10 protein-coding genes and 2 pseudogenes are annotated in these 16,647 nt (G+C 69.0%); 7 read left to right on the forward strand and 5 right to left on the reverse strand.

The annotated features are described in order from the left end of the window. The first annotated feature begins 153 nt into the window (after window positions 1–153). Window positions 154–6,465 carry an SDR family NAD(P)-dependent oxidoreductase gene (locus ACFV8T_RS00085; RefSeq protein ID WP_385323604.1) on the forward strand — a complete coding sequence of 2,104 codons (6,312 nt, stop codon included), beginning with the start codon at window positions 154–156 and terminating at the stop codon, window positions 6,463–6,465. Window positions 6,466–6,567: 102 nt separating this feature from the next. Here ACFV8T_RS00085 and ACFV8T_RS00090 read toward each other — a convergent pair whose 3' ends face one another. Continuing rightward, window positions 6,568–6,783, reverse strand: a complete 216-nt coding sequence (locus tag ACFV8T_RS00090) for a hypothetical protein (protein WP_385322814.1) — start codon at window positions 6,781–6,783, stop codon at window positions 6,568–6,570. Window positions 6,784–6,835: 52 nt separating this feature from the next. Here ACFV8T_RS00090 and ACFV8T_RS00095 point away from each other — a divergent pair, with 52 nt between their 5' ends. Continuing rightward, on the forward strand, window positions 6,836–7,396 hold the full coding sequence (locus ACFV8T_RS00095; RefSeq protein WP_385322815.1) for a hypothetical protein: 561 nt from the start codon (window positions 6,836–6,838) through the stop codon (window positions 7,394–7,396). Here the strand turns inward: ACFV8T_RS00095 and ACFV8T_RS00100 are convergent. After that, window positions 7,369–8,376: a MerR family transcriptional regulator gene (locus tag ACFV8T_RS00100; protein ID WP_385322817.1), complete on the reverse strand. Its 1,008-nt coding sequence runs from the start codon at window positions 8,374–8,376 to the stop codon at window positions 7,369–7,371. The two genes, ACFV8T_RS00095 and ACFV8T_RS00100, sit on opposite strands and share 28 nt — an antisense overlap. A gap of 128 nt (window positions 8,377–8,504) precedes the next feature. Here ACFV8T_RS00100 and ACFV8T_RS00105 point away from each other — a divergent pair, with 128 nt between their 5' ends. The 3 genes from ACFV8T_RS00105 (at window position 8,505) to ACFV8T_RS00115 (ending at window position 11,425) form a co-directional block, all read left to right on the forward strand. Beyond that, window positions 8,505–9,722 (forward strand): glycosyltransferase, encoded by a 1,218-nt coding sequence (locus tag ACFV8T_RS00105; protein WP_385322819.1) that lies wholly within the window; start codon window positions 8,505–8,507, stop codon window positions 9,720–9,722. 261 nt (window positions 9,723–9,983) lie between these two features. Next, the gene (locus tag ACFV8T_RS00110) at window positions 9,984–10,559 is read left to right on the forward strand and encodes a carboxymuconolactone decarboxylase family protein (protein ID WP_385322820.1); all 576 of its coding nucleotides are present in this window, start codon (window positions 9,984–9,986) and stop codon (window positions 10,557–10,559) included. Then, the gene (locus ACFV8T_RS00115; protein ID WP_385323607.1) at window positions 10,559–11,425 is read left to right on the forward strand and encodes an RNA polymerase sigma-70 factor; all 867 of its coding nucleotides are present in this window, start codon (window positions 10,559–10,561) and stop codon (window positions 11,423–11,425) included. Before ACFV8T_RS00110 ends, ACFV8T_RS00115 begins: the two co-directional genes overlap by 1 nt. 271 nt (window positions 11,426–11,696) lie before the next feature. Here the strand turns inward: ACFV8T_RS00115 and ACFV8T_RS00120 are convergent, their stop codons facing one another. Together ACFV8T_RS00120 and ACFV8T_RS00125 are read right to left on the reverse strand one after the other, a co-directional pair. Continuing rightward, window positions 11,697–12,053 (reverse strand): hypothetical protein, encoded by a 357-nt coding sequence (locus ACFV8T_RS00120; RefSeq protein ID WP_385323649.1) that lies wholly within the window; start codon window positions 12,051–12,053, stop codon window positions 11,697–11,699. 273 nt (window positions 12,054–12,326) lie between these two features. Continuing rightward, window positions 12,327–12,581: pseudogene (locus tag ACFV8T_RS00125) on the reverse strand (Mu transposase C-terminal domain-containing protein); the annotation flags it as partial. Window positions 12,582–12,639: 58 nt separating this feature from the next. Between ACFV8T_RS00125 and ACFV8T_RS00130 the strand changes: the two are divergent. After that, the gene (locus ACFV8T_RS00130) at window positions 12,640–15,855 is read left to right on the forward strand and encodes a Tn3 family transposase (RefSeq protein ID WP_385322822.1); all 3,216 of its coding nucleotides are present in this window, start codon (window positions 12,640–12,642) and stop codon (window positions 15,853–15,855) included. Here the strand turns inward: ACFV8T_RS00130 and ACFV8T_RS00135 are convergent, their stop codons facing one another. Beyond that, the gene (locus ACFV8T_RS00135) at window positions 15,856–16,134 is read right to left on the reverse strand and encodes a hypothetical protein (protein ID WP_385322823.1); all 279 of its coding nucleotides are present in this window, start codon (window positions 16,132–16,134) and stop codon (window positions 15,856–15,858) included. It abuts the gene before it with no gap. Window positions 16,135–16,196: 62 nt separating this feature from the next. Between ACFV8T_RS00135 and ACFV8T_RS00140 the strand changes: the two are divergent. Next, a pseudogene (locus ACFV8T_RS00140) lies at window positions 16,197–16,421 on the forward strand (phytanoyl-CoA dioxygenase); the annotation flags it as partial. Window positions 16,422–16,647 lie beyond the last annotated feature (226 nt).

Genomic DNA, 16,647 nt, shown 5'->3' on the forward strand with positions numbered 1-16,647 from the left:
CACCCGGTCCGGCCCCTGCCCGTGCGCGTTGCGAGCCCGGATGAGCCGTCAGCAGAGCGGGAACTCAGCGCTTCCTTGCGCAGTCAATCGATAAGGAGAACCACCGTGGGCCGACACAGGCATCCCTCGAACAAGGCAACGGACCCCATCGCTGTGATTGGCATGGGCTGCAGGCTTCCTGGCGATATCGACTCCCCCGCAGCCCTGTGGCAGCTGCTCGCCAAGGGGCAAGGGGCAGTCGGGAATCCGCCGCCGGGACGCGAGACGCTCTGGGCACAACACGGCGCCGAGCGAACCCCCGGCGTGCCCACACCTCCTCAGCAGGGCGGCTACCTGAATGACGTGTCCGTTTTCGACGCGGACTTCTTCGGTGTCTCCGGCCGCGAGGCGGACGTACTCGATCCCCAGCACCGGCTGCTGCTGGAGGTGGTCTGGGAGGCGCTGGAGCACGCCGGATTGCCACCCGATCGATTGACCGGCTCGCCGACAGGCGTCTTCACCGGTCTCAGCTACAACGACTACATGGATCAGCTCGCCGGACAGCCCCAAGAACTCGAGGGCTCCATTCTGACGAACGGGCACTGCGTCGCCGCAGGCCGTATCTCCTACCTCTTGGGCCTGCACGGCCCCTGCATCGCCCTCGACACGGCCTGCTCGTCCTCGCTCGTCGCGTTCCACCTGGCCTGCCGGGCGCTGCTTCAGAACGAATGCGATCTCGCCCTCGCCGCCGGCGTCACACTCATGCTCCGCCCCAGGACAACTCTGTCCTTCGCCCGGATGGGAATGCTGTCGCCCACTGGGCGCTGCCACACCTTCGACGCAGCCGCGGACGGCTTCGTCCGAGGTGAAGGCTGCGGCGCGGTCGTACTCAAACGTCTGGCCGATGCCGAACGGGACGGCGACCGCGTCCTCGCCGTCGTCCGCGGGTCCGCCGTGAACCAGGACGGCAGGTCCGACGGCTTGGCCGCCCCCTCTCCCACCGCCCAGCAGGCCCTGTTCCAGCAGGCGCTCACAAACGCCGGGATCGACCCGCGGGACGTGGGGCTGATCGAGGCTCACGGAACGGGAACCCCGCTCGGTGACCCGATCGAGTTCGCCAGCCTGGCGCAGGTGTACGGCACCGGCCACGGCCGGTGCGCTCTGGGTTCCGTCAAGACCAACCTCGGCCACCTGGAGCCCGCCGCCGGAGTCACCGGACTGATCAAGACCGTCCTGTGCCTCCAACACGGGCTCATCCCCCCCAACCTGAACTTCACCCGCTGGAATCCGGCCATCGCCGCGGACAAGACACGCTTCTTCGTACCCACCGAGCTGGCTCCGTGGCCCGTTCAGGCGCCGACGAGGCTGGCCGCGGTCTCCTCCTTCGGATTCTCCGGCACCAATGCCCACGTCATCCTGGAACAACCGCCACAGGACAGCCGAACGGCCCTGCCACACCGGCGGCAGACCCCTCCTGCCGTATCCGAAGTGGTCCTGGTTCCGGCCGGATCCCCCGCCGTGCTACCGGCCGCGGCACTGCGTCTGGCCGACTGGCTGGAGAGCGACGGGGCGAAGGTACCGCTGGGCGACGTCGCGCACACCCTGGCCCTGCGACGCAGCGCAGGGCGGGGACGTCTCGGAGTCGTGGCCCGTTCGACGCGCGACGCGGTCGGCGCACTGAGGTCGTTCGCAGCGGGCCGGGCCCACCCGGCCGTAGTGACGGGGCCGACTGGCATCACCGCCTCCCGGCAGCCCGTATGGGTATTCTCCGGGCAGGGCTCGCAGTGGCCGGGCATGGGACGGGGACTGTTGCAGCAGGAACCGGCTTTCGCAGCGGCCCTGACCGAAGTCGACGCTCACATCTTCGCCGAGGCCGCGTTCTCCGTACTGGACGTGGTACGCGCCGGTGAACCGGTGACGGAATGTTCCAAAGTGCAGCCCGTGCTGTTTGCCCTGCAGATCGCGCTGGCCGCCACCTGGCGCGCCCATGGAGTCGAGCCGGCCGGTGTCATCGGCCACTCCATGGGAGAAGTCGCGGCCGCTGTCGTGGCCGGGGCCCTGTCGCTGAAGGACGGCGCCAGGGTGATCTGCCGGCGCTCCGCGCTGCTCACCCGGATCGCTGGAGCCGGTGCCATGGCAACCGTAGGACTGGACCGGGCCGCGGTGGAGGCCGAACTCGCCGCGAACAATGCCGAGTCAGTCTCTGTGGCGGTCCTTGCCGCGCCGAACTCCACCGTTGTGGCTGGCGACCCCACCCAGGTCGCAAGGCTCGTCGCCGGCTGGGAGGACCGCGGTATCCCGGCAATGACCGTCGCGGTAGACGTCGCCTCCCACAGCCCGCAAGTGGACCCACTGCTCGCAGAACTTCTCACCAGCCTCGCGGACCTGACTCCTCAACGCCCCAGGATCCCCTTCTACTCCACCGTGCTGAAGGACCCGCACGAGGTGCCGGCCTTCGACGCCGCCTACTGGTGCGCGAACCTGCGCAACCCGGTGCGCTTCTGCCCGGCGGTGGCCACGGCTGCTGCGGATCGCAACCTGGTGTATCTCGAGATCTCCCCGCACCCAGTGGTCACACACGCCGTCGCGGAGAGCCTGCGAGACCTGACCGGCGAACCGGTCGTGCTGCCCACGCTACGCCGCGGAGAGGACGAACCCACCACGTTCCGCACCCAGCTCGCGGCCTTGCACTGCGCGGGTGTGAACGTCGACTGGTCGCCGCTGTACGCGCGGGGCGACCTCGCTGACGTCCCCACCATTACCTTCGACCGCAAGTACCACTGGGTGGATGCCGCCCGGCTGGCCACCCCCGCCGAGCAGCACGTCGCACGCTCGACCGTCACCCTGCCGGGCAGCCACACCGAAGTACCCGGCGAGCAGGCGCGCCACTGCTGGCAGGGGGACGCCGGAACCACGGGGCTGCCCTGGCTGACCGACCACCGAGTGCACGGAACCCCGGTACTGCCCGGCGCCGCCCACTACGCCATCGCACTGACCACCGCCTGCGAGGTGTTCGAAGCCACCCCCGCCGACGTAGAGATCACCGACGTCTCATTCCGGGAGCTGCTGCGTCTGACCGAGCACACCGACCTCAGCACGACCGTCACCATGACTGCCCCGGACCACGCCACATGCGAAATCTTCGGACGCGGTGACGACGGCCAGTGGGTGATGTACGCCTCAGCCGTGCTGCGCCGTCTCTCCCGGCCCACGCGCACCCACACCGCGTCCGTCGCCACCCTGGCACGGAGGCACACGGTCACCGACGATCCCGCAGCTCTCTACACAAGACTCCGCTCCCGTGGACTGGAACACGGTCCGGCGTTCACCGGCATCACGGATCTGCACGCCTCCCGCAGCCGAGACAGTTTCTGGGCCCGCGTCGTTGTCCCGGAGCCCGCGCGGACCGGAGACCTCTCCTTGCGGGTTCACCCTGTCCTCGTCGATCTCTGCCTGCAACTCCTGGTCGCAGGGCCCGTCGAGGACGTCGGCCAGGGGCTGATCCTTCCCGTCCAGATGGGGGCAGTACGGATTCTGGGGGATCCCGCGACCGCTGTGTACTGCCACGCCCGGATCGTTGAGACCACAGCCGACAGCGCCATGGGGCATGCCCGTCTGCTGAACGAAACAGGCAAACCGGTTATGGCCATCGACAGAGTGAAGTTTGCACGCCGAAGCACACGGAAGGCCGATCAGGTCGACCAGTGGTTCCTGGAGACCGGCTGGCATCCGGTCCCACGTCCGAAGGCCACCCCTCAGCCAGCGCCCGGAAAATGGCTCGTCATCGGGGAGGGCCAAGGAGACGCCGAGGCACTGGCCACCATCCTGCGCGAGGCCGGGGCTCAGGCCGAGGCGTGGGAAACCCCGCTGCGGGATGACCGGCTCGGACCGTTCGCCGAATCCGTCAGCACACACCTGGAGGCCCTCGCGACCCCTGCGCGCGCCGTCGTGATGCTGTGCGGAACATCACCCACCACCACGGACGATCCCACCGTGGGCGCCCAGCGGCGTGCCCGACGAATCCTCGCCACTGCCCAGGCAGCCGCCCGCAGTTCCACCCCTCCTCGCCTGTACGCCGTCACCCGGGCCGCCCGCGCGGTAGCGGCCGACGAGACCGTGGATCTTGAGCAAAGTGCCCTGCGCGGCGTGATCCGCGTCCTGGCGTTCGAACACCCGCGCATGCGCGCCACCCTGGTGGACACGGACCACGGCGACCCAGGCCTGCGGAGCCTGGCCGAGGAACTGCTCGCCGATGGCCACGAAGACGAAATCGCCCTACGAGGCACCACCCGGTACATCGCCCGTCTCGATCACGCCCCCCTTGCCGCCTCCGAACAGGCCAGGGCCGCCACCCGCACCGTGCGCTACGGGGTGGACGGATTCCGCCTCCGGGCGGGGCGGCTCGGGGATCTCGGCAGTCTGGAACTCGCCGCGACCGGGCGGCGGACTCCAGGACCGGGCGAAGTGGAACTGCGCGTCCAGGCAGCGGGCCTCAACTTCCGCGACGTACTCACGGCTATGGGCCTCCTGCCCGGCGAGCAGGACATCCGGTACCGGATCGGCTTCGAGTGCGCAGGCGTGGTGACCGAAGTCGGGCCTGGCGTCGAGCACCTACGTGTCGGCGACCCGGTGCTCGCCGTTCACCTCGAAGGCGGCGCCTTCTCCTCGTTCGTCACTGTGCCCGCGACCGTGGTCGCCCCGATTCCAGCCATGCTCGATCCTGTCGCCGCGGCAGGAGTGCCCACGGCCTTCCTCACTGCCTGGTACGCGTTGCGCCACGTCGCCCGGCTGCGCGCGGGAGAACGCGTCCTGATCCATTCGGCCAGCGGGGGCACCGGTCTGGCGGCGGTCGCCGTCGCCAAGCTGCTCGGCGCCGAGGTGCTGGCCACAGCCGGCAACGAAGAGAAGCGACGATACCTACGCGGCAGCGGGATCAAGCGGGTGATGGACTCCCGGTCCCTGGACTTCGCCGAGCAGACCCGCAACGCCACCCACGGCCAGGGCGTCGATGTCGTCCTCAACTCGCTCTCCGGTGCGGCCGTCCGCGCAGGGCTGGAGACGCTTCGGCCCTTCGGCCGCTTCGTCGAACTGGGAGTGCGCGACATCCTGGCCGACGCCCCTGTCGGGCTGGCCCCGTTCCGGCACAACATCACCTTGAGCACCGTTGATCTCATCGAACTCCAACGGACCCGCCCCGACATGTTCGCGACCGTGCTGCGTGAGGTCGTCACCGAGTTCGCCGAAGGCCGTCTCAAGCCGCTGCTCTGCAGCCCGTATCCGCTCGCCGAAGCCACCGAAGCCTTCCGGCTGATGGCCAGCGCCCGCCACATCGGCAAGCTGGTCCTGACCATCCCGAACCGGGGGAAGACCACTGCGGTCCTTCCCGAAGGACCGCCTGTCGTGCACACAGACGGCGCCTACATCGTGACCGGCGGCCTGCGCGGCCTCGGCCTGGCAACCGCGCACTGGCTGGCCGAGCAGGGCGCGAGTCACATCGTCCTCAACGGCCGCACACCTCCCTCCCTTGCCGCCGCGCGCGCGATCACAGAGCTGTCCGCCGGCGGCACCCGGATCACTGTCGTACTGAGCGACATCGCCAAACCTGGTACCGCAGAACGCCTGGTGGCCACCGCCACCGAAGACCGGACGCCCCTGCGCGGTGTCATCCACTGTGCCATGGTCCTTGAGGACGCCGCGATCGCCAACATCCGAGACTCCCAGCTGAAGCGCGTATGGAACCCCAAGGTCACCGGCGCGTGGAAACTGCACAACGCCACCGCAGCACACACACTGGACTGGTTTGTCGTCTTCTCCTCCATGGCCTCCCTGCTGGGCAACCCCGGACAGGGCGTGTACGCAGCCGCCAACTCCTGGCTCGACGCCTTCGCCGCATGGCGGAGCCGCGCCGGCCTGCCCACGCTCGCCGTCAACTGGGGTCCATGGGGCGAGACCGGTGTCGCAACCGACTTCAGCAGTCGGGGCTACGAGACGATCCCGACCGACAAGGGATTGCTGGCGCTCCACTCGCTTCTGGCACACGGACGCGTCCAGACCGGGGTGATTCCCGGGGAGCCGAGCACCTGGATTCCCCTCACCGGACGGCAGTCCTCGTTCTTCAGCCGCCTCGCCCCGGACAACGAATATTCGGTAGACGCACCGGAGGATTCCCGCGACATCCGGGGCCGTCTCGAAGGCCTCGCGCCAGGTATCGCCCGGCGAGAGGCTCTTGAGACCTACATGGCCGAGCACATTCGCGGAGTTCTTCGGCTGGGCAGCACCACTCTCGACGCGCAGACCCCTCTGAAGGCGCTGGGCTTCGATTCGCTGTTGTCCATGGAATTACGGGTCCGTCTGGAATCCGACCTCGGGGTCGAGCTCGCCAACAACTTTGTCTGGCAGCATCCGACGCTGTCGGCACTGGCCACAGGCCTCGCCGAGTGCATGGGCCTGGAACTGCAGAGCACCGATCCTTCGAGCTTGCGCTGACAGAGTTCCGGCGAGGCGTGACCAGGAGCTTGTACGGCGGCTCTACGAGAAAGTCGCGCGTGACCCGGGCCGGCGCGCTGGCGGCCCGCGGTATCCGGCCTCCTACATCTGCTGGGACGTTCTGCAGCACCCGGACTCGGCGATCGGTAACTCCCGAAGCCGCCCCTGCACACCGAGCGCCGCGTCCTCCCGCCGGAGCTCCTCGCCGATGTCGAGCCGCCGATCCAGGCCGTCCCGGCAACCGATGACCGTGACGTCTCCGAGCTCTGGTACGACGCCCTGCGTGAGCAGCACGGCGACCAGGACGCCACCGTGCACACGATGCAGCCGCGCAAGAGGACCGAAATGGTCCTGCCGCGGATCGCTCCGAATGCTCGCCACCCCGGGCAGTCTGCCGCCCGCGGGTGTCGAGGACCGGTGGGCGTTCGAGGTGAAGCAGGACGGGCAGCGGGCCATGGTCTACCTGCCGGGCGGCGGGAACGGTGATCCTGCGGTCCGGTCCGGGGCGGACATCACCACCGCCTACCCGGAACTCACAGCACTCGGGTCCGTGTTCGGCCGGCCCGCAGTTCTGGACAGGGAGATCGTCGCGCTCGACCGTGAGGGACGCAGTGACTTCGAGAGGCCGCAGTCCCGCATGGGACTGACCGGATCCCCGGCGAAAGCCGCCCGCATGGCCCAGCTGGTACCTGCCCACCTGATCCTCTTCGACGCCGTACACCTGGACGGCCACAACCTGACCCGGCTGCCGTACACCGAGCGCAGGAGTCTCCTCGAAGGCCTGGAGCTGCCCGGAGTGCACTGGTCGACGCCGACAGCGGTCGGTCGGCTCGCCGTAGGGCCAAAACTGGCAACCTCGCGTAATCGGGAGCTCCGTATTCTTCAGCTGCTGAAGGATCGTGGTCACCCTGAGTGGTCACCGGGGGTGTAGTGATGCCAGGTTCCCCTGGCCTCTTCGGCGAGGCGGGCTGTGGTGTCGTCGTTGTCGGCCCCGTGCTCCGCGGCCAGGGGGAGGCCGGCGACTTGCTGGTGCAGGGTGGCGAGGGAAGCGGCGAGGTGTCCCTGGCCGGTGGCGGTGGATTGAGGCGGGGTTTCGCAGGTGACAGCGAGGGCGTGTCGCCAGTAGTGCAGCGGGAACGAGCCGGGGTGCGCCGCGTGGCGGAACCGGGTGCGCAGGTGTGCACGGAACGCCCGGGTGTCGTCGTGGCCGCTGATGCGGGCGTAGGTGCGTACGAAGTGGCCGAGGGCCTCGGCGCGTCGGGTCGGGCAGCCGGAGGCCAGGGCCTCGGCGGCCAGTGTGCAAGCGTCCATGATGCCGGAGTAGAACGACGCGACGTCGCCGACCTGGTGGCTCTGCGGTTGGCGGCGCCGGTCGTCTCCGCTGGTCAGGGCGTGGAGTTCGGCGTAAGCCAGAACGGTCGTGCTGGTCGGGGTGGCTGGTGGTACAGGCACCGCGCCTTCGATGACGGCCCGGGTCAAGCGGTGCGGCAAGCCAGTCGGCAGCGCCCAGTGCCAGTAACGGACCAGGCGGTCGTGGGCCTCGTCGAGCTTGCCCACCTCGGCGAGCAGTGCGAGGCGGCGAAGTCGTTCCGGCTCGGGGCAGTCGTCCAGGGTCCGCAGCATCCCCTGACGCCACGTCAGCTCACGCATGTGCGCCTGGACGGTGTCCAGTTCGCGGGTGACGAGGCCGGCCAGGGAGTGTTCCCCCGTCATCACCGTGGCAATCGCGGCGATCGGGGTGTCGAGCGCGCGGAGGCGCTGGATCAGTCGGAGCCGGGGTACCGCGTCCGCGGCGTACCTGCGGTGGCCGCCTCGGCTGCGTCCGCTCTCGGGCAGCAGCCCGATGTCGGAGTAGTAGCGGATGGTCTTCACCGGCAGCCCGGTGCGCGCGGCCAGCTCGCCTATGCCCACCGTGTTCTCTCCTTGTGTGCCGTGCGTCACAGCTGGTTGAACCTCCACCGCGCAGGAGCCTTTAGCGTCCACGGCGACCGCCGCCTTCCGGCGCGCCCGGGGCGGCACTCGCCGAGGAGGATCATCACATGCGGATTCTGATCATCACCGCCGGTTCGCGCGGAGACGTCGCACCGTTCACGGGCCTGGGGCAGCGTCTGCTGGATGCCGGGCACCAGGTCGCCGTGGCCGCGCACCTGCCCTTCGCTGGACTCGTCGCCGGGTGCGGCCTCGCCCACCGGCCTCTGCCAGGGGATCCGCAGGAGTTGATCCGCGCCCGCGCTCTGGCGACGTCACCGGAGGAGGCACGGGCGGTGACCTCGGCGTTCTTGGACCGGCTGGCAGACGGGGTGGTGGCGGCCGTCGCGGACGGCACCGACCTGGTGCTCACCGCGTTCGGCCCCGCATCACTCAGCCAGGCGGCCGGCGAGGCGTTCGCCGTCCCCGTCATCGGTACCTACCTCGCGCCTGCCTTCGCCACGAGGGAATTCCCGCTGCCCGGCGTGCCGGGCGCCGACGACCTGGGGCCGGACGGCAACGTCGCCGCGGGCCGGGCGCTGCTGGCGCGGGCCGGAACGCTCCAGGAAGGGGTCCTGACGCGACTGCGCACCCGGCTCAGGCTGCCCGCCGCCGTGGGACCGGTGCAGGCAGGAAAGATCCGGCCGGTCTTCCACGGCTTCAGTCCACGGGTGGTACCGCGCCCGGCGGACTGGCCGTCCGAGGTCGAGGTGACGGGTTACTGGTGGCCTGCCCGGCCGCGAGATTGGCGGCCCTCGGCCGAGCTGGTCGACTTCCTCCAGGCCGGTCCGCCCCCGGTGTTCATCGGATTCGGCAGCATGGCACCGAGCCAGGGGGATCGCTTGGGCGAGCTGGTGGCGGCGGCAGTGGCTCGGGCGGGCGTGCGCGCGGTGGTGCAGGCGGGGTGGGCCGGCCTGAGCGCGGCCGGCGATGACGTCCTGGCGATCGGTGACCTGCCGCACGACTGGCTGTTCCCTCGCACGGCCGCCGTCGTTCACCACGCCGGGGCGGGCACCACCGCGGCCGGACTGCGAGCCGGGGTGCCCGCCGTGCCGGTACCCGTCATGGCCGACCAGCCGTTCTGGGCGGCCCGGCTGCACCGGATCGGAGTCGCCCCGCGGCCACTGCCGTTCCACGAGCTCACCGCCGAAGCCCTCGCCGAGGCGATCACAGCCTGCATGGCCGATCCGGCCCACCGGCAGCGAGCGGTCGAACTCGCGCGCCACATCGCCACAGAGGACGGCACCGCCGCGGTACTGGCCCGCATCGGCGTTGCGTCCGACGGATGAAACCGAGAACACTGCGACAGGGCCTCTACCGTGATCACCGCGACCTGCGGCGGGGCTCTCCGGCTGTCCTCTGCCATCCAACCGGGGCGTTTGACAGCGAACCCAGCCGTTTCGGCTTCCACGACAGTGAACTTAGTCGTGCGGGATGACCAGGCACTGGAGTGCTGACGATCTATGCGCGGCGGTGGTTGTCACATTTGCGGGCCCGGCGGTGTCTCCATGCCGAACAGCCAGACAGGCAAATCTACTGAGGAGAACACCATGGCGCTCCGCGTTCCGAAGGCCGAGCTCAGCACCGAGATGAGCGAAAACATGATCAAGCAGCTCGGCGCCGTGGCCGAGCCCGTCGAGGTGGTGTGGCACAACCCCAAGGTCGCCACGTCCAACTTGGAGTTCTCGGCCAAGCTGGGCGAGTGGGACGCGGCCGACGCGAGCCTCAAGTCGTTCGCGCACATGGCCGTCGCGTCCCAGGTCGGCTGCGGCTGGTGCCTCGACGTCGGCTACTTCCAGGCGCAGAACCAGAACCTGGACCTGGCCAAGGCGAGCCAGGTGCCCCGCTGGCGGGATTCGGAGGTGTTCACGCCGCTGGAGCGGGACGTCCTCGAGTACGCCGAGGCCATGACGAACACGCCTCCGACCGTCACCGACGAGCTGCACGCGAGCCTGCTCGACCGGCTCGGTGCGGCGGCGATGGTCGAGCTCACCGCGTACATCGCCTTCGTCAACATGGCGACCAGGAACAACAACGCGAACGGGATATCGTCGCAGGGCTTCTCCGATGCCTGCGAGATTCCACTGGCCGCGCGCCCTCAGAACTCCGGCGCGTCGACGTCATGATGACCGAGGATCCGTTCGTCGCCCATCGCAGCCTGCTGTTCACCGTCGCCTACGAGATACTCGGGTCGGCGGCCGACGCGGAGGACGTGCTGCAGGAGTCCTGGCTGCGGTGGGCCGACGTCGACCAGTCGCAGGTGCGCGAGCCGCGGGCGTACCTCGTCAGGACTGTCACGCGGCAAGCGCTCAACCGCCTGCGAACGCTGTCGCGCAGCCGCGAGGACTACGTGGGCGAGTGGCTGCCGGAACCGCTGCTGACCAGCCCCGATGTTGCCGAGGACATCGAACTCGCGGAGAGCGTCTCAATCGCGATGCTGACCGTCCTCGAAACGCTCGGGCCGACCGAGCGGGCGGTGTTCGTGCTCCGCGAGGTCTTCGAGATGCCGTACGGCGAGATCGCCGAGGCCATCGGGAAGTCCGCGGCCACGGTGCGGCAGATCGCGCGGCGTGCCCGCGAGCATGTGGCGGCCCGGCGGCCGCGGGTGCAAGTGAGCCGGACGGAGCAGCAGGCCGTGGTGGAGCGGTTCCTGGCCTCGTTGCGAACCGGGCAGTTGCAGGAGTTGCTGGAGGTCATGGCGCCGGACGTGGTCCTGATCGCCGATGGCGGCGGGCTTGCGGCCGCCGCTCTGGCTCCGATCTACGGGGCCGAGCTGGTGGCGACGGTGCTCGCGCGCGCGAACCAGGTGGTGACCGCGTTCGAGACGATGACCGTGTGGCTCAACGGCGCGCCTGCGGGCCGGTTCGAGATCGACGGCGAGCCGACCGCGGTGAGCCTCGTGGTGGAGAACGGGCGGGTCACCCGGATCTACCTGATGAGAAATCCGCAGAAGCTGACGCGGCTCGATGAACTGGCCGAAATCACCAGGTAAGCCCGCTGCTGCTCTGGCAGCGTGAGTGTTCCGGGCGGTGAGAACCGCCTGGAACACTCACGACCGCGCAGTGGTCAGAGGTCGACGTACAGGGCGATCGATCAAGAGGTGGAAAGCGGGCCGCGCCTGCTTCCGGCTGCTACGGAAGCGCGTGCTGCTCGGTGCCGCCAGTCGTCGAAGACCGACTGGCGGCAAAGGGACGTCTACCTGACCGTCTTCACGAAAATCTTTGAAGAGCCATCACGAATGGCCGGCAGCATCCCGGTGACACTCAACCCAGTCGGGCCAGGTCAGCGCGCTGCACACGACTGACTTCACTGTCAAAGGACACCGGCCGCCGGGGTGAGGTGTTCGGGAGGCTGGTCAGGGACGAGGCCGGCAGGTCCGGTGCGTCAAGGGCCGCGTAGATGAGGGTGACCGGCACCTGGTCGCGCAAGAAGTCCGCGAACGGCCGCTCCGCTCCCTCAAGATGAAGGTGCTGGCCGGCGACACTCTGCAGGGCGGTGGTCTTGCCCGTGCCGGTCGGGCCGTGCAGCAGGATCCCGTAACGGCTGCCCAGGGAAGCACGGTTGAGGAGAACCACCTCCTCGATCCCGCGCACGGCGGAGGCGACGGCGGGAGCCCGCAACGGAAGTTGAGCGTGATAGGCAAGGCGCGCGGAGTCGGTATGGGGGCTGAGCCGCTGTCGAGCGGCGGGGAGGGAGGCGGTGATGACAGGGCGTGCGTGGACCCAGTCGCGTCCTCGACCGTGATTGCCCGGGGGGATGAGGGGCGACAGGGCGCGGGCGACGCCGACCGCCCGGCATACGCGGTGCTCTGCTGCCATCCAGAGTGCCTCAGAGCGTCTCGCAGCGCACTGGACCTGTTCGGGCACCACAGGTGCTTCCAGCCACCGGCTGTCCAGCCCCTGCACCCACACGCGGCGCGTGTCGTACGGGTCCCAGCTCACTGGGACCGGCCGCCCGCTCGCCTCGGTCGCGGGCCGGAGGGGGCGCAGTGGCTCCAAGGCCGGAGCGTCGTATGTCCGACCCGCCAGGCGTGGACCGGTCGGCCCGACAGTCCGTGAGGTCGTGTTGGGTAGGGGTAGCGCCGAGGTACGCCCAAAAGCCGCCAGTTCTTGATCTTGGTGTCCTGCGCGGTCGTCGCCGTCACCCATTCGGCCGAAGGTCGTTGGTGCTGATACCGACTGATTCTCTGGGCCTGGGACGGAACTTGTGACCTCGATCGAGCGGACCGCGTATCCGCGGTTCAAGCGGCTGATCACCGCGCATGAGCTGCATCTCTTCTTCGCTCCGACGCGCGAGGAGGCCGCGTGGGCCGCTGAGCGGATGGACTCCGACGGCCATCAGCTCGCGCTGTTGTTGGCGCTGAAGTCGTATCAGCGGATGGGCCGGTTCCCGAAGCCGGACGAGTATCCGGAGATGGTGGTCGATTTCGTGCGCCGCACGGTCGAGCTGCCGGAGGGCACGCTCCCGCTCTACGAGACGGGCCGCACTGCCGAACGTCAGCGTGCGGAGGTGCGGCAGCGGGTGGGGACGAAGTACAAGCAGTCGCAGGCACGGCAGATCGCGGAGGCGGCGATCCGCAAGGAGGCCGCGTCGAAGAATCGGCCCGCCGACCTGATCAATATCGCGCTGGAGAAGGTGGTGGCGGCCGGGCTGGAACTGCCGGCGTTCTCCACCTTCGACACGATGGCTTCCACGATCCGCACCGAGGTGAACACCTCGATCTGCTGCGGCATCCACGACCGGATGAGCCTTGCTGAGCAGACGGGGATGCTGCGGCTGCTGGACGAGCGCGACAGCGACGGCACCACGCAGTTCAACCGGCTGAAGCAGACCGCCCAGGGCCCGAGCTGGTCGCACTTCAAGCGCCTGTTCACGCACCTGGAGTGGCTGGACGAGCTCGGCGACACCGCGGTGTGGGTGGACGGCGTCGCCGCGCCGAAGGTCACCGACTTCGCCGGGGAAGCGGATGCGGCGGACGCCTCCGAACTGCGGGACTACGCGGCCATTAAGCGGATCGCGTTGCTGGCCTGCCTCGCCCACAAGGCCCGGATGCGGGTCCGGGACGATCTGGCGACGATGTTCTGCAAGCGGGTCGCCATGAAGATCAAGAAGGCCAAGGAGGAGCTGGAGGAGATCCGGCTCGCCGAGCGGGAGATCGTCGAGGCCCTGATCGGGAACTACCGCACCGTGCTCAAGAACCTCGACGACGGCGGCCCCGCCCAGGAGGCGCTGGCGAAGGCCGCGGCGATGACCGCCGAGGCGGTGAAGGCCCTGGACGGGCTGGACGAGGCGGCGCCGGTGGAGGAGGTCGCCCGGCGCCTGGGCGGTGAGGTCTCTCCGGCCGTGCTCGCCCTGGCGAAGGCCCAGTTGGTGCAGGCTGGCGGCCTGGGGGCGGTCACCAAGGCAGTGGAGGGCTTCGGTGGTTTCGCGGGGCAGTACGAGCAGATCGAGAAGGTCTCCGCGCATCACGGCAACTTCTGGGAAGTGCTGCTGTACGGGCAGCTGGGCCGGGACCGGTCGGTGATGTTCGACCTGGCGGAGAAGCTGGAGTTCATCGCGACGTCCGAGGACGGGCGGGTGCTGACCGCGCTCGCGCACGCGATGCGCCACGAGAGCGCCCGCGGCGAGTACATCACCGCGCTCGGCGAGGATGGCAAGACCATCGACATCTCCTTCGCCACACAGAACTGGCGCAAGGCCGTCCTCGACAAGACGCGGCCGGGCCGGTTCGTCCGCAAGCACTTCGAGGCGATGGTCTTCACCCACCTCGCCGAGGAGCTGCGCACCGGCGACGTCGCGGTGGTCGGCTCGGAGGAGTACGCCGACTGGTCCGAGCAGCTGCTCGCGTGGGAGGACATCCAGGAGAAGCTGGCCGACTACCTGGTGGAGGTCGGGCTGTGCGAGGAGGGCGAGGCCGGTGCCTTCGACGCGGCGTCCTTCCGCCGGCAGCTGGAGGACAAGCTGCGGACCGCGGCCGCGGCGGCGGATGCCGGGTATCCGGACAACGAGGGCCTGGTCATCGACCCGGAGACCGGCATCCCCTCTCTCAAGCCGCACCGTTCCGAGGGGCAGCGGCCCTCGGCGAAGCGGCTGGAGCAGGAGGTCAAGGCCCGGATGCCGGAGCGCACGCTGATGGGGATCGTGGCCCGCACCGCGTACTGGGTGGAGTGGTGGCGTCGCTTCGGTCCGCCCTCGGGCAACGACCCGAAGCTGAAGGACCCGTTCGGCCGGTACGTGCTGACCACGTTCGTCAAGGGCACCAACATGGGCCCGTACGAGGCGGCCAAGCACATCCCCGGGGTGTCCGGGCACGAGCTGTCGTACGTAGCCAACCGGCACTTCTCCATCGCGCTGCTGAACGAGGCCGTCGCCGACCTGGTCAACGCGCACGCCCGCCTCGACATCTCCCAGGCGTGGGGCGACGGCACCGCCGTGGCAGCGGACGGCACCCACATGGACACCTATCTCAACAACCTGCTCGCCGAGACCTCGGTGCGGTACGGCAAGGCGGGCGGCATCGCCTACCACCACATCTCCGACACCTACATCGCGCTGTTCACGCACTTCATCCCGTGCGGGGTGTGGGAGGCCGTCTACATCATCGAGGGCCTCCTCAAGAACACCTCCGAGGTCAAGCCGACCACCGTGCATGCCGACACCCAGGGCCAGAGCGTGCCCGTGTTCGCCCTGGCGCACCTGCTGGGCTTCGATCTGATGCCCAGGATCAGGAACTGGAAGGGCCTGACCTTCTACCGCCCGTCCAAGCGATGCGAGTACGTCCACATCGACTCCCTGTTCGGGGAGGCAGGCAAGAACGTCATCGACTGGGACCTGATCGAGTCCCAGTTCCGGCACCTGATGAAGGTGGCCGTGTCCGTGCGTGAGGGCGCCATCTCCTCCTCGACCCTGTTGAAGCGGCTGCGGTCGGGCTCGCACAAGAACTCCACGTACACCGCGTTCCGCGAGGTCGGCCGCGTGATCCGTACGGTGCAGCTGCTGCGCTACCTCTCGGACGCGCCGCTTCGCCAGCGGGTGACCGCGGCGACGAACAAGGTCGAGTCGTTCAACCGGTTCTCCCAGTGGGTCGGCTTCGGTAACCAGGGTGTCCTCGCCGACAACGACCCCATCGAGCAGGAGAAGGCGATGAAGTTCTACGCCCTGCTCACGAACGCGGTGATCTTCCACAACGCCCTGGACATTGCGGAGATCGTCCGCCAGCTCCTTGAAGAGGGATGGGAGATCAGCCCAGAGGACCTGGCCCACATCTCGCCGTACCCGACTGAGCACATCAAACGGTTCGGCGAGTACTCCACCCATGAACTCGGCATCCAACCCGAGGCGTACGAGACGAAACTCGACGTCGACTTCACCCAGCTTCGCGACCAGGACCTGCGCGCCGAGGGCTTCGGTACAGCGGCCTGATCAGCTGAAGTCGGACGGCAGCTGGTCGGGGATGTCGGTCATGGCATCGGTGATGAACTTCGCCGGCAGCACCAGTGGGGGCTGTCCCCCTTCCAGGTCGCGGATGCGCTGCCGCAGCTTGTCCATCTCGGGCTGCAGCACCTGCATTGCGGCGTGGGCCAAGTCGAGGCAGATGGCGCCGTCGAGGACGACGGGGACGCCTTCGTGGTGGCAGATGGGGGCAAGCTGATCACGGTCGACTAGGTGGCGCGCGCCGCCTGACCGCGCTCCGGTGGTCACCCGACAAAGGCGATGCGGAGAATGTCGGGTGATCGGGGCCGGTGTCGCCGCACGATAGGGGCATGGATGACACGACCTTGGTATCCCGTTTCCTCCGCGACGGCTTCGTGAAGTTGGAGGGCGCCGTCGCGCCGCGCGTGGCCGCAGACTGCGCGCGGCTGCTGTGGCGAGAGACGGGCTGCGCCCCGGACCACCCGTCGACGTGGACGCAGCCCGTCCACTGGGTGGGCGGCATGGCGCAGGGACCGTTCGCCGCCGCACCCAACTCCCCGTCGCTGCAGCGCGCGTAGGCGTGACGGGAGCGGGCCAGCAGCATTGGCGTGGACGTGCCGTTCTCCGCGTCGTGCGTCAACGCACTGTGGCGCGGCCAGCGTGGCACCGACCTCGGTGACGAACATGACCGGGTTTTGGACCATCGTCGCCGGATTCAGTTTGGGGTTGAGCCAAGGTGAGCCCAAAAGCCGCCACGGGATGATCTTGGCTGAGCCGCTGCCAGGGCTGCCCCACCCTGAC

It is taken from the genome of Streptomyces sp. NPDC059832, assembly GCF_042731715.1.
In the GTDB taxonomy this organism is placed as follows: domain Bacteria; phylum Actinomycetota; class Actinomycetes; order Streptomycetales; family Streptomycetaceae; genus Streptomyces.

Excerpts from the sequence above, each read along its gene's own strand:
- ACFV8T_RS00095 (WP_385322815.1), top strand. The coding sequence starts at position 6,836 with ATGCTCGCCACCCCGGGCAGTCTGCCGCCCGCGGGTGTCGAGGACCGG.
- ACFV8T_RS00110 (WP_385322820.1), top strand. The coding sequence starts at position 9,984 with ATGGCGCTCCGCGTTCCGAAGGCCGAGCTCAGCACCGAGATGAGCGAA.
- ACFV8T_RS00115 (WP_385323607.1), top strand. The coding sequence starts at position 10,559 with ATGACCGAGGATCCGTTCGTCGCCCATCGCAGCCTGCTGTTCACCGTC.
- ACFV8T_RS00105 (WP_385322819.1), top strand. The coding sequence starts at position 8,505 with ATGCGGATTCTGATCATCACCGCCGGTTCGCGCGGAGACGTCGCACCG.